Below are 12,962 nucleotides of genomic sequence, written 5' to 3' on the forward strand. Positions count from 1 at the left end.
GCGGCACCCATTTCTGAACTCGGACTCATCCCCGCCCGCATTTTTTGCCGTTGCGGGTTTTTTTGATTACAGGGCCATGCTATGAGTAGTGCTCCTCACGCATTTAGGATGTCTGCCCCATCCATTTGTGCCACACCGGCGGCCACCAGCTCGGCGCACAGTTGATCTATCCATGACCGAAGCGGGATGTCGGCAAAAAACCGTTCTCTGATCTGTGTGATGTAGGTAGTTGCCATGGCCCATTGCGCAAAAGCCTCAAAGGACTGCCTTTGGGTTTCCAGTAATTTGAACTTGAGCAAAACCTTCACGGCATGGTGCGCGTGCCGGCTGGGGTTTGCCGCAAAGGAATCCAGGCGGCTGCGTGCTCGCGCCAGTATTTCGGGCGTGTAGGCAAAGACTCGACCATGGCCCGGAATAACGATTTTGGGATCCAGCCTTTCAATCATGTCCAGTGTTGCGGCAACCTCCGCAAAGGCATCGGCGCCTTCCAGCTCGGGAAACACCACGCCGAAGCCGTTTTCCCACAAGGCATCGGCAGAGATCAGGGTTTTGCTGGCGGGCTCAAAAAAAACCACTGAATGAGGATCGTGGCCGGCCGCCGCATGTACCTGCCAATCGGCGGAGCCGAATCGCAGCTGCGTTCCTGGCTGGAGGGTACGGTCGAACTTGAATCGGGGGCATCGCTGGCCGGTAGGCACATAGGTGAGCGCCACCGCATCCCATTGAGCGACCTGCCGGGCATGGCCTGGTGGAATCATGGTTCTAAGGCCCGGATAACGGGCCTGCAGCGCTGCATTGCCCCCGCAGTGGTCGCTGTGCAAATGGGTGTTGACGAGAGCGTCGAGGGGGCGCTGTCCCAAAAGCCCCTCTACCAGCGCCAGCGTCTGTGCCGCGTGGGTGCAGTAGCCGCTGTCGACCATCAAGGTCTCATTCCCATCGATGAACAGAATATTGTTCGCGGATAGCCAGCCACGTTCGAAAACGTGAACTCCCGAAGGTAGCTTGGGCGTAGGCATTAGCAAGCGGCCACGGCAAAAACCTCAGGCCGGCGCGCGCAACTCGCGCCTGAGAATTTTTCCGACATTGGTCTTGGGCAGGTCATCGCGAAACTCAATATATTTGGGGCGCTTGTAGCCGGTGAAGTGCTGCTTGCAGTAAGTGGCAACGTCGTCTTCGGTCAAGGTGGGGTCATTCTTCACCACAAACACCTTGATGGCCTCGCCCTGCTTGTCGTCTGCAACGCCGACGGCGGCGCATTCGACAACACCCGGGCACAGGGAGATCACGTTTTCAAGCTCGTTGGGGAAGACATTGAAGCCGGAGACAATGATCATGTCTTTTTTGCGATCAATGATCCTGGTGTATCCGTACTCATCCATGATGCCGATGTCGCCGGTACGCATGAAGCCGTCGCGGGTGAAGGCCTTTTCGGTTTCCACCGGCTGGCGGTAATAGCCAGTCATCACCTGCGGGCCCCTGATGCAGATTTCACCGGGCTGGCCAGGGGGCAGAGACTTTTCATCGTCGTCCTTGATGGCCACCTCAATACCCGGCAACGGCAAGCCAATGGTGCCCGTGAACTTCTTGTTGGTCACCGGGTTGTTGGTGCCGATGGCGCAGGTCTCGCTCATGCCCCAGCCTTCGATCATGGGGCATCCGGTGATTTGCAACCAATGTCTGGCCGTGCCTTCAGAGGCCGCCATGCCGCCGGCTTGCGACACGCAAAGGCCGGAAAAATCAACGCTCTTGAACTGCGGATGCTGCAGCAAGGCATTGAACAGCGTATTGACCGCCGGCAGCATGTGAAAGGGCCGCTTTTTCAGGACGTCGATGAATTTGCCGATATCGCGCGGATTGGGTATCAGCGTCAGATGAGCGCCCCAGCGGATGACCAGCAGGCAGAGCGTCAGCGCGAAGATGTGATACAGCGGCAAGGCGGCAATGTTGTTGGTCTTGCTGACATCACCGACCCGTTTCAGTGCCGGCGTGAACCACGCCTCGGCTTGCAAAATGGCGGCGACGATATTGCGATGCGTGAGCACCGCGCCTTTGGAGATGCCCGTGGTGCCGCCCGTGTATTGCAAAAAGGCGATCGAATCGAGATCGCTTTGCACCGGCTTGAGGCTCTGGCGGCCGCCCTCGGCCAGCGCACGCTTGAACGGTGTGACCGCGCGGCCCTCGCCCAGGGGCAGCTTGTACGCCGGAACCAGCTTGGCAAGATGACGGACTGCGAAGGTGATCCAGTGCCCATACCAGAAGCCGAGCAGATCCCCCATGGATGCCATGACGACGTTCTTGACGGGAGTGCGCGTGATCACTTCTGCCAGCGTGGCGGCGAAATTCTCCAGAATCACAATCGTGGTGGCGCCCGAGTCCTTGAGCTGGTGTTCCAGCTCGCGCGCGGTATAGAGCGGGTTGACGTTGACGCAGGTATAGCCGGCCCGCAAAACGGCCGCCATGGTGACGGCGAATTGCGGCACGTTGGGCAGCATGATGGCCACCCGTGCGCCAGGCTCCAGGCCCAGGTTTTGCAGCCAGGCGCCCAGGGCCGAGGACAGCTCGTCGAGTTGCCCGTAAGACATCCAGCGCTCCATGCACACCGAGAAAGGCTTGGACGCATTCTTTTTGAAAGCGTCTTCCAGCAGATGGTTGAGCGAGCGGAACTGCTCGGGGTCTATCTCGTGCGCAACGCCGTCGGGGTAACTCTTGAGCCAATGCTTGTTCATGGACACTCCTTGCGGCCCATTGTGAAAGGCGGGCGCTTGAACGCGTATGGGGCTTGTCCTAATGCTGGCCTAGCGCGAGGCGCCAGCCGCGAGTAAATGGGTCAAATGGGTCTCGCAGGTGACAGCGTCTTCTTCAAACAGGGTACGTATCCACGCTGACTCACGCCTGTCGATCACCTCGAGAAACTCGTCTGCACCGCGCATGTCGGCAAAGGCGTCAAAGCCGCTTTCCAGGAAATGCTGGAGAGAGGTCAGGCCCGCCGTTGCCGCCGGGCGGCGCATCATCCTGAGCAAGGTGCGCAGCCCCGGCATGCGTGTCAGGCGGTTCAGCGCATGCCCCAGACGCAGCACCACTTCCAGTTGCCGCTGCCGGGCCGCAGCGTCTCCCACGCCGCGCCAGCAACGGATATAGAGGGCGCATTCGCTGCCTGCGGGGTGGCCCGATTTGTCGGCGAGCCACTGCCTGGCCATCAAGTCGTCCAGCTGCTCCGTCAGCGCATGCACCTCGGCCAGCGCGGCGGCGGTGTTGACCACCGCTTGCGGAAAGAGCCTGGCGATGGTGCCGGCAATGCGGGCAAACTGCTGATCGCGGTCGGCATAGTCCTTGTCGCTGTAGAGCTCGTTCAGGAAGAAAGCGGTCGCCGTCTTATAGCGCGGGCTGTGCAGCAGGTTGGCATAGGTCGCCTTGAAGCGGCGCGCCTGAAAGCGTTTGACGTCAGCACTCGCCTGCGCCAGCCCGGGATAGGCCGCATGCTGCAGCCTAAGCTGTGCCACCGTTTGCAGGGCTTGGTGAATGTCGTGTGCAGAGGCATCCATATCAGCCGGAGTTTATCCAGCTTCGGTCTAGAGACCGTGCTCTATTGAAACCTCGGGGCCCCATGAGAAACTGCAACGATGCAAAGAAGAACGCTTCTCAGGCTTGGCGCGCTGTCAGCCGCCGCGCTGGCCGCTGCCGGAGGCTTTGCCTCTTTGTGGCAGCCGGGCTGGCAAGGCGGCGCGCTAAGTTCAGGCGGCCGCGAGGTGTTTGCCGCGGTCGGCCTGGCGGTGCTGGACAAAAGCCTGCCCGCTGAGGCGGCCGCTCGCCAGGCGGCGCTCAAGGGCTTGCTCGGCCGGGTCGACGCCCTGGTGCGGGCGCTGCCGCCGCACGCGCAGGGCGAATTGTCGCAACTGCTGTCGCTGCTGGCCAGCAGCGCGGGGCGGCGCACGCTGGCGGGTCTCCGCCCGCCCTGGCCGGAGGCTTCGGTGGCGCAGCTCCAGCAAGCCCTCCAGGGCATGCGGCTGTCGGGTCTGGCCTTGCGTCAGCAGGCCTATGGTGCTTTGCATGACATCACGGCGGGCGCCTACTTCTCGGATGAGGCCAGCTGGCCCCTGTTGGGCTACCCCGGCCCCCAGAACATCTGAGTATCCATTCGGCGCGAATGAAAGCAGCATGAGTCAATTGCCGGACCCGATCCGCGAGGGGATTCAACGCGGCTGGAAGGTATTGGGCGGGGCCATGGGCCCGGTCCCCGAAAAAATCGTCTGCGACGTGGCCATCATAGGCAGTGGCGCGGGTGCCGGCATCAGCGCCGAGCTGCTGGCCAAGGCCGGGCTGCAGGTGCTGATCATCGAAGAAGGGCCGTTGAAGAGCAGCCACGACTTCCATCAGAAAGAGTCCGAGGCCTATCCTTCGCTCTACCAGGAAAGCGCGGCGCGCAAAACCGAGGACAAGGCCATCAGCATTTTGCAGGGCCGCTGTGTGGGCGGCTCCACCACGGTCAACTGGACCAGCTCTTTCCGCACACCGGCCGCCACGCTCCAGTTCTGGCAAGAAAGGTTTGCCCTGAGCGGCTACACCGCGCAAGCCCTGGCGCCGTACTTCGCGCAGGCCGAGCAGCGCCTGAACATCACGCCGTGGCCGGTGGCACCCAATGTCAACAATGAGCTGCTGCGCCGTGGTGCGGCCCAGCTCGGGATTGCCACGGCGGCGATCTCGCGCAATGTCAAGGGCTGCTGGAGCCTGGGTTCCTGTGGCCTGGGTTGCCCGACCAACGCCAAGCAATCCATGCTGGTCACCACCATTCCCGCGGCGCTGGACCTGGGCGCACGGCTGTTGACCGAAACCCGGGCCGAGCACTTCGAGTGGTCCAACGGCCAGGTGAGGGCGCTGGTCTGTCGCTCTGTAGCGCCAAATGGGGCGCTGGCCAAGGCAGGACGGGCGCAATCAGCTATCAAAGTAGTAGCTAGACATTACGTGCTGGCCGGCGGTGCGATCAATTCGCCGGCGGTGTTGCTACGCTCCGGCGCGCCCGACCCGCATGGCCGTTTGGGCGCCAGAACCTTTTTGCATCCGGTGCTGATGTCGTCCAGTGTCTTTGCGCAAAAGGTGGAGGCCTGGAATGGCGCACCCCAGTCGGTGTACACCGACCACTTTCTCGACACCCAGGCGATAGATGGGCCCATGGGCTACAAGCTGGAGGCGCCGCCGCTGCACCCGATGATTTTTGCCGCCACGGTGCCGGGCTTAGGCCAGCGCCAGCATGAGCTGCTGAAGACTTTCCCGCACAACCACACGCTGCTGGCGCTGCTGCGCGATGGCTTCCATGACGAGGCGCCGGGCGGTCAGGTCAGGCTGCGTGGGGACGGCTCGGCGGTGCTGGACTACCCACTGACCGACTATGTGATGGAGGGCGGCCGCCGGGCGCTGCTCTCCATGATGGAAATCCAGTTTGCCGCTGGTGCCCGGCAGGTCTTGCCGCTGCACGAAATGGCCGAGCCCTACACCTCCTGGGCGCAGGCACGCGAGGCGGTGAAGGCCCTGCCCATGAAACCCCGGCTGGTCAAAATCATGAGCGCGCATGTCATGGGCGGTTGCGGCCTGGCGGGCAGCGCGCAGTGGGGCGTGACGCGACCGGATGGCGTGCACTGGCAGCTGGACAATCTCTCGATTCACGATGGCTCGCTCTTTCCGACCAGCATAGGGGCCAATCCGCAGCTGTCGATTTACGGCGCGGTGAACCGGCTCGCGCAAGGCCTGGCGAAAAGGCTGACGGGCCGCGACGTCGCATTGGCCTGACATGCTGGCCCAGCTGCAAAGAGGGATCACCCTGTCGCTGCTCGCGCTGGCCTGGGCCTGGCTGCTTTACTTCGCAGGCAGCTCCCCGGTGCTGGCCATGGCCGGTTTCCTGGTGCTGACGCTGGGCTACACCGGCTTTCTGGCGCTCGAATTCCTGCTCGCGCGGCATGTCAACCAGGCCGATCCGGTACCCCCGGCCACCTGGCGGGAGCTGCTTGGCGCCTGGCGGGGTGAGGTCTGGACGGCGCCGCAGGTTTTCTGCTGGCGCCAGCCTTTCCGCGCCCATGCCATTCCCGACCAGCTGACGCCGTCCGCGCCGGGGGCGGGGCGCCGCGGCGTGCTGCTGGTGCACGGGTTTTTCTGCAACCGGGGCTTCTGGACGCCGTGGCTCAGGCGCCTGCAGGGCAGTGGCCATGCCTTCGTGGCCGTCAACCTGGAGCCGGTGTTCGGCGCCATCGACGACTATGTGCCGCAAATCGAGGCGGCGGTCCAGCAGCTGACCCAGGCCACCGGGCTGCCGCCGCTGCTGGTCTGCCACAGCATGGGCGGGCTGGCCGCGCGGGCCTGGCTGCAGCGCATGAAGGCCGAGGCGCGCGTGCACCATGTGGTGACCATAGGCACGCCGCACCGCGGCACCTGGCTGGCGCGCTTTGGCCATGGCCACAACAATCGCCAGATGCGTTTGCTGTCCGACTGGCAAGCCCGGCTGGACCACGACATGCCCGCGGACCGGCACGCGCTGTTCACCTGCTGGTATTCCAATTGCGACAACATCGTGTTTCCGGCCTCCACCGCGACCCTGGTCGGGGCAGAGAACCGGCTGGTGCGCGGCGCGGCCCATGTGCAGATGGCCTTCTTGCCGCCGGTGATGGACGCGACGCTGGCCTGGCTCGACGAGCCGCCGCCTTGATCAGCGCTCGATGAGCTTGTCTTCCGGCAACAGCGCGTCGGCGGGCAGCTCGCTCAGGTGCTTGAGTTGCGCATACAGCGGTGTGAAATCCGGCGTCGTCATGTCAAACAGCTGCTGGAAGCTGTCGATGACGAAATAGGTTTGCTGGTAGCTGTCGATCTTGTAGCGCGTGCGCATGGCGCGCAGCACATCGAGCGCGATCCGCTGCGGCTCGCCGCTTTTCACGGCATGGACCAGCTCGCCCGAGGAGCTCAAGATGCCGGCGCCATAGGCCCGCAAGCCATTCTTTTGGCGCATCAGCCCGAACTCGATGGTGTACCAGTAGAGCCGCGACAGCTGCTCGCAGGCGCCCAGCCGGTGTGCCTTCAAGCCACCCGCCCCATAGGCCTGTATGTGGTCGGCAAACACCGGCTCAAACAGCAGCGGCACATGGCCAAACAGGTCGTGAAACACGTCGGGCTCGACGATGTAGTCAAACTCGGCCGGAGTGCGAATCCAGTCGGTGACCGGGAACTTGCGGTTGGCCAGCAGCGTGAAAAACGGCACTTCCGGAATCAGCCCGGGCACGGCCACCACTTCCCAGCCGGTGGCCTTGAACAGCCGCTCGTTGATGTCTTCGAAGCGCGGGATCTGGTCTTTCGCGCCCAGGGACGGCAGGGCCGCGAGGAATTCGTCGCAGGCGAGGCCGGGCACCAGGGCGGACTGGCGCTCATACAGCTTGTGGTAGGTGGCATGGTCTGCCGCCGTGTAGGCAGCGTAGTTTTGCGGGCAGGTGTAGTCGGCGCCCGCGCGGCTGTAGTCGCCGCGCGGCGGGCGTTCGCTGGCCCCATAGACAACGGGTTCGACGGCCATGTTTCTTACTCCTTCAGGTAGCCTTTTTCGGCTCGAGCACGCCACGCCGCATCTGGTCCAGCTCCAGGCTCTCGAACAGGGCCTTGAAATTGCCCTCGCCAAAGCCGTCGTTGCCCTTGCGCTGGATGAACTCAAAGAAGATAGGGCCCAGCTGGTTTTCGCTGAAGATCTGCAGCAGCAGCTCTTGCGGTGTGCCGTCCACCAGAATATTGCGTTGCTGCAGGGCGTGGATGTCTTCCTGCAAATTTGGAATGCGCTTGGGCAGCAGCTCGTAATAGGTGTCGCTGGTGCTCAGCAGTTTCACCCCGCTCATTTGCAGCGCATCCACCGTGTCGTAGAGGTTGGTGGAGCCCAGGGCAATGTGCTGGATGCCTTCGCCGTGGTAGCGGTCCAGGTACTCCTGGATTTGCCCGGCCTTGTCGTTGCCTTCCTCATTGATGGGGATGCGGATCTTGCCGCAGGGGCTGGTCATGGCCTTGCTCTTCACGCCGGTGGACTGGCCTTCGATGTCGAAGTAGCGGATTTCGCGGAAATTGAACAGGCGCTCGTAAAAGCCGGCCAATTCGTCCAGCCGACCCCGGTACACGTTGTGCGTCAGGTGGTCGATGTAGGTCAGGCCGTGGCCCACGGGGTTGAGTTCGGCGCCCGGCAGGGGCTCGAAGTCCACGTCAAAGAAGCTGATGTTGCCGATCTCGCTGGGCTGGGCGCCGTTTTTGCCGCGCCATTTGTCGATGAAGTAAATCAGCGAGTCGCCAATGCCCTTGATGGCCGGGATGTTCAGCTCGCCCGGGCCGGCGTGGTCGGCGTAGCCCCAGGCGCCCAGGGATATGGCGCGTTCATAAGCGGTCTTGGCATCCTGCACGCGGAAGGCAATCGCACACACGCTGGGCCCGTGCAGGCGCGCAAAGCGCTGGGCAAAGCTGTCGGGCTCGGCATTGATGATGAAGTTGATCTCGCCCTGGCGGTACAGGGTCACGTTTTTGCGGCGATGGCGGGCCACGGCCTTGAAGCCCATGTTCTCAAACAACTGGCCCATGGCGACCGGGTCGGGGGCGGCGTATTCGACGAATTCAAAGCCGTCGGTGCCCATGGGGTTGTCCCAGGCGGTGCCGCTTTCGAGAGTGTGGGGTGCGTTCATGCGTGTTTCCATTAAGAAGTTAATTCGACTGTACGAGCGCCTGCGGTATTTTTTTATGCGAATTAGGGCGCTGAATTGTCATTCAACGCAGGAAACCTGCAAAATATAAAAATGGAAACACTTGACAAGCTAGACCGGCAGATTTTGCGCAGTCTGCAGGCCGATGGCCGCGCCACCTACGACCAATTGGCCGAGCAGGTCGGCCTGTCGCCCAGCGCCGTGCTGCGCCGCGTCAAGCGCCTGGAGGAAAGCGGCGTGATCGACCGCTATGTGGCGCTGGTCCGGCCCGAAGCGGTCGGGCTGGGGCTGACGGCCTACCTCAATGTGCGCCTGGAAAAGCACACCGAAAGCCACAAACGCAATCCCATGGACCTGTTTCGTGCCAGCGTGCAGACCTGGCCCGAGGTGGTGGAATGCGCGGCCCTGACCGGTGAAATGGACTATTTGCTGCGCGTGGTGGTGCAGGACATGGCGCATTACAGCCGTTTCATCATGGACACCCTGCTCAAGCACCCCAGCGTGCAGGACTGCAAGACCAGTTTTGTGCTGGACCGGGTCAAGGCGACCACGGCCGTGCCCCTGTAGGCCCTGCCGGCCCTGAAAAGCCCGGCCCAAATACCCGGACCAGGACCAGGCGGCAGTGGTTTAATTCGCAGGGGTTCGTGCAGCGGCCGGCACCGGATGCTGCGGCGCCCTGGTCATTCGCTGCTTGAGGCTGGAGTTGCTACTGTTTTGATAGCCTCTGGCGCCCTATCCTGCTGGGCTCAGGGCTGATTTGACTGCAATCTGGAAAGTTGGGGCATTGCAAAGATCCCGGATAAAGGCCCTAGAGTTTCTTGCCTAGGGGAAAACCCTTATATTTACGCCATGGTTTCACCCGGCACCCTTTTAAAAGCATCCCTGGAGGCGAGCAAAGGCTTCTTTCGCCCGCCCGAGGAGGAGCACCCGCCGGCCGCACCGCTCGCCAGGCCGGTCATGGTGCCGATTCGCTCCATGGGGCCCAGCCACGCCGAGCGCATCACCAGGCACCTGCTGGCGCTGAGCGAACATGACCGCTATCTGCGCTTTGGCTACATGGCCAACGACGAGCAGATTCAACGCTATGTGAACGGGCTCAATTTTGAGCGCGACGAGATTTTCGGCATCTACAACCGCCAGCTGCAGCTGATCGCCATGGCGCACCTGGCCTTCTCGACCGACCCGGAGCTCAAGAGCTGCGCCGAGTTTGGCGTTTCCGTGCTGGCCCAGGCGCGGGGCCGCGGCTATGGCGCGCGCCTGTTTGAGCGCGCCGTGATGCATGCCCGCAACGAGGGCGTCGGCATGATGTTCATCCATGCGCTGAGCGAAAACACCGCCATGCTCAACATCGCCCGCAAGGCCGGCGCCACGATAGCGCGCGATGGCTCCGAGAGCGAGGCCTACCTCAAGCTGCCACCGGCCGACCTGGATTCGCGCGTGACCGAAATGGTCGAAGAGCAGATCGCCCAGACGGATTACCGTCTCAAGGTCCAGGCCAAGCAGTTCTGGGACCTGCTGGCCATGGTGCAGGAAGTGCGGCGCGGCGTGCGCGATGGGCTTGACCGCATGCGGACGTAGGGGGGCGGTGGTCCCCCGGTTTGCTCACGGCGCCCGGCGCCCGCTCGCCGGGTCATGAAATTGCCGGGTGCGGCCAGGCGCTGCCTTCGTCGGGGGCCTCGCCGCTGATCGGCGGCATCGCGCCATCAAAAATTTCAGCTATCCTAGGCAGCTTCTCAACTACCGACCGCCCTCACGTGTCCGACGTCCCCCCCAGTCGATCTTCCAAGCCGGAAGACAAACGCGGCTTTTTGCAAAAGCTCGCAGAAATGCTTCATCCCGGTCCCGACTCCCGGGACGAGTTGATCGAAACCCTGGTGGAAGCACAGGACAACGAAGTCATAGGCGCCCAGAGCCGCGAGATGCTGGAAGGCGTGATCCGCATGGCCGACATGACGGCCGGCGACGTGATGGTGGCTGCCCCGCGCATGGATGTGATCAACATCGACGCGCCGTTTGACGAGCTGCTGCACCTGGTGATAGACACCGCCCACTCGCGCTTTCCGGTCTACGAGGGCGAGAAGGAAAACATCCTGGGCATCCTGATGGCCAAGGATTTGCTCAAGCTGCAGCGCGCACCCGAGCTCAACATCCGCGCCTTGCTGCGTCCCGCGACCTTCGTGCCCGAGAGCAAGGGGCTGAACGACCTGCTGCGTGAATTTCGCGACAACCACAACCACCTGGCCATCGTCATCGACGAGTTTGGCCGTGTGGCTGGCCTGATCACCATTGAAGACGTGCTCGAGCAGATCGTCGGCGAAATCGAGGACGAGTTCGACATCGAGGAAGACGAGGGCGATATCTTCGGCCTGGCCGACCACACTTACCGGGTCAGCGGCGACACCTCGATTGAGCGGGTCAACGAGGCCTTTGGCGTGACCATGCCCGAAACCGATTTCGACACCATAGGCGGCCTGGTCGCCCACGAAATGGGCCATGTGCCCAAGCGCGGTGAGCATTACGCGCTGGCTGGCCTGCAGTTCACGGTGCTGCACACCAAGGGCGGTGCCGTGCGCTGGTTCAAGGTCTCGCCGGTTGCCGTTCCCGCCCCCGAAGCATTCTGAAAGGCCGGCAGATGGCACGAGGCACGATCCACAGCATGATGTCTTTGGCCACCCTGCCGGCCCTGCTCCAGCGTACCGGCTATTCGCCGCGCAATCGCCTGTCACTGCTTCAGATTGCTATTGTTTTGATAGCTGGCGGCGCGCACGCTGCCAGCATGGCATGGCCTTTTGCCTTTGGTTTGACGCAAGGTGCGCCGGTCTGGTGGCTGCAGCTGCTGTCGCTGACCTTGCTGGCGGGCCATCTGGACGGCTGCCGCTCGTGGAAGCGCGCTGCCTGGCTGGGCGGCCTGTTTGCCACGGCCATGCTGTGCGCCACCTTCTGGTGGCTGTTTATTTCCATGCATGTGTACGGCGGCCTGGCCGCGCCGCTCGCCGCGCTGGCGATTGTGCTGCTCGCGGCTTTTTTGGGTCTGTACTACGCGGCCGCCGGGGCCTTGTTTGTCGCGCTGGCCCCGGCCCGGCGGGTACCGCGCGCACTGGTTTTTGCCGCGTTCTGGTTGCTGGCCGAGCTGGCCCGGGTCAAATTCTTCACCGGTTTCCCCTGGGGGGAGGGCGGCTACGCCCATGTGGACGGCTGGGCCAGGCCGCTGGCGGCCTGGGTGGGCGTGCATGGCCTGAGTTTTCTGGCGGCGCTGGTGGCGGCGTGGCTGGCCATGTCCCTGCGCGCCTCCAGCACGCGCTGGCTGGCGGGGCTGGGCATGGTGGTGCTGAGTGTTGCCGTGGCCGGGCTGCCGGTGCACAGCACCGTTCAGCCCGAAGCCGGTGCAGCGCCGGCTGCGGCGCTTGCGGTGACCTTGCTGCAAGGCAATATTCCCCAAAACGAAAAATTCCAGAGCGGCACCGGCATCGCCACCGCGCTGCAGTGGTACGGCGAGCAATTGCGCGATGCCCAAACCCCGCTGGTGGTGGCGCCCGAGACCGCCATTCCCCTGCTGCCGCAGGAACTGCCTGAGGGCTATTGGCGGGCGCTGCAGTCGCGCTTTGCCACCGGCAAGCAGGCTGCGCTGATCGGCCTGCCGCTGGGCAGCCATGGGCAGGGCTACACCAATTCGGTGGTCGGCCTGGCGCCCGGCCAGAGCGCGCCCTACCAGTACGACAAGCACCACCTGGTGCCCTTTGGCGAGTTCATTCCGCCCGGTTTCCGCTGGTTTATCGACATGATGCGCATCCCTTTGGGCGACTTCAACCGCGGCGCGGTCGGCCAGGCCTCGTTCGACTGGATGGGCCAGCGGCTGGCGCCCAACATCTGCTATGAAGACCTGTTTGGCGAAGAGTTGGGCGCGCGTTTTGTCGACCCGGCGCTGGCGCCCACGGTGTTTGTCAACGTCAGCAATATTGCCTGGTTTGGCAACACCGTGGCGATTGACCAGCACCTGCAGATCTCGCGCATGCGGGCGCTGGAATTCAACCGGCCCATGATCCGGGCCACCAACACCGGCGCCACCGTCATCATCGACCATCGCGGCGAGGTCACGCATGCCCTGGAGCGCCACACGCGCGGCGTGCTGGTTGGTCAGGTGCAGGGCCGCAGCGGCATCACGCCCTACGCCTGGTGGGTGTCGCGTTATGGCCTGTGGCCCTGGTGGGGGCTGGGCCTGGCGGTGGCGGGGCTGGCGCTGCTGTTGCGCCGCCGCCGCTGACG

12 protein-coding genes are annotated in these 12,962 nt (G+C 63.4%); 7 read left to right on the top strand and 5 right to left on the bottom strand.

The annotated features are described in order from the left end of the window. Positions 1-95: 95 nt before the first annotated feature. From PJE01S_RS17985 to PJE01S_RS17995, 3 genes are all read right to left on the bottom strand, one after another. Positions 96-1,016 carry an MBL fold metallo-hydrolase gene (locus tag PJE01S_RS17985; protein ID WP_068835031.1) on the bottom strand — a complete coding sequence of 307 codons (921 nt, stop codon included), beginning with the start codon at positions 1,014-1,016 and terminating at the stop codon, positions 96-98. Between the two features lie 24 nt (positions 1,017-1,040). Continuing rightward, the gene (locus PJE01S_RS17990; RefSeq protein ID WP_068835032.1) at positions 1,041-2,726 is read right to left on the bottom strand and encodes an AMP-binding protein; all 1,686 of its coding nucleotides are present in this window, start codon (positions 2,724-2,726) and stop codon (positions 1,041-1,043) included. 69 nt (positions 2,727-2,795) lie between these two features. Continuing rightward, positions 2,796-3,542 carry a DUF8198 family protein gene (locus PJE01S_RS17995; protein WP_068835033.1) on the bottom strand — a complete coding sequence of 249 codons (747 nt, stop codon included), beginning with the start codon at positions 3,540-3,542 and terminating at the stop codon, positions 2,796-2,798. A gap of 78 nt (positions 3,543-3,620) precedes the next feature. Here PJE01S_RS17995 and PJE01S_RS18000 point away from each other — a divergent pair, with 78 nt between their 5' ends. From PJE01S_RS18000 to PJE01S_RS18010, 3 genes are read left to right on the top strand one after another with little or no spacing between them, the layout of a single operon-like run. Then, complete coding sequence (locus PJE01S_RS18000; protein ID WP_068835034.1) at positions 3,621-4,127, top strand: hypothetical protein; 507 nt, start codon at positions 3,621-3,623, stop codon at positions 4,125-4,127. Between the two features lie 28 nt (positions 4,128-4,155). Beyond that, the gene (locus PJE01S_RS18005; RefSeq protein ID WP_068835035.1) at positions 4,156-5,781 is read left to right on the top strand and encodes a GMC family oxidoreductase; all 1,626 of its coding nucleotides are present in this window, start codon (positions 4,156-4,158) and stop codon (positions 5,779-5,781) included. A gap of 1 nt (position 5,782) precedes the next feature. Next, positions 5,783-6,691, top strand: coding sequence for an esterase/lipase family protein (locus PJE01S_RS18010; RefSeq protein ID WP_068835036.1), 909 nt, complete (start codon positions 5,783-5,785; stop codon positions 6,689-6,691). Here the strand turns inward: PJE01S_RS18010 and phhA are convergent, their stop codons facing one another. Together phhA and hppD are read right to left on the bottom strand one after the other, a co-directional pair. Next, on the bottom strand, positions 6,692-7,543 hold the full coding sequence (gene phhA, locus PJE01S_RS18015) for a phenylalanine 4-monooxygenase (RefSeq protein ID WP_068835037.1): 852 nt from the start codon (positions 7,541-7,543) through the stop codon (positions 6,692-6,694). Positions 7,544-7,556: 13 nt separating this feature from the next. Further along, on the bottom strand, positions 7,557-8,681 hold the full coding sequence (gene hppD / locus PJE01S_RS18020; protein ID WP_068835038.1) for a 4-hydroxyphenylpyruvate dioxygenase: 1,125 nt from the start codon (positions 8,679-8,681) through the stop codon (positions 7,557-7,559). A 111-nt stretch (positions 8,682-8,792) separates the two neighbouring features. On the opposite strand from hppD, the gene PJE01S_RS18025 reads away from it, so the two are divergent. The 4 genes from PJE01S_RS18025 to lnt all read left to right on the top strand — a co-directional run bounded on the left by PJE01S_RS18025 (position 8,793) and on the right by lnt (position 12,960). Continuing rightward, positions 8,793-9,266, top strand: a complete 474-nt coding sequence (locus PJE01S_RS18025) for an Lrp/AsnC family transcriptional regulator (protein ID WP_068835039.1) — start codon at positions 8,793-8,795, stop codon at positions 9,264-9,266. A gap of 282 nt (positions 9,267-9,548) precedes the next feature. Further along, positions 9,549-10,277, top strand: coding sequence for a GNAT family N-acetyltransferase (locus PJE01S_RS18030; RefSeq protein WP_068835040.1), 729 nt, complete (start codon positions 9,549-9,551; stop codon positions 10,275-10,277). A gap of 248 nt (positions 10,278-10,525) precedes the next feature. Then, positions 10,526-11,320 (top strand): CorC family transporter, encoded by a 795-nt coding sequence (locus PJE01S_RS18035; protein WP_377372062.1) that lies wholly within the window; start codon positions 10,526-10,528, stop codon positions 11,318-11,320. An 11-nt stretch (positions 11,321-11,331) separates the two neighbouring features. Continuing rightward, on the top strand, positions 11,332-12,960 hold the full coding sequence (gene lnt, locus PJE01S_RS18040) for an apolipoprotein N-acyltransferase (protein WP_084389625.1): 1,629 nt from the start codon (positions 11,332-11,334) through the stop codon (positions 12,958-12,960). Positions 12,961-12,962 lie beyond the last annotated feature (2 nt).

Origin of the sequence: Polaromonas jejuensis NBRC 106434 (assembly GCF_001598235.1) — a bacterium.
In the GTDB taxonomy this organism is placed as follows: Bacteria; Pseudomonadota; Gammaproteobacteria; order Burkholderiales; family Burkholderiaceae_C; genus Polaromonas; species Polaromonas jejuensis.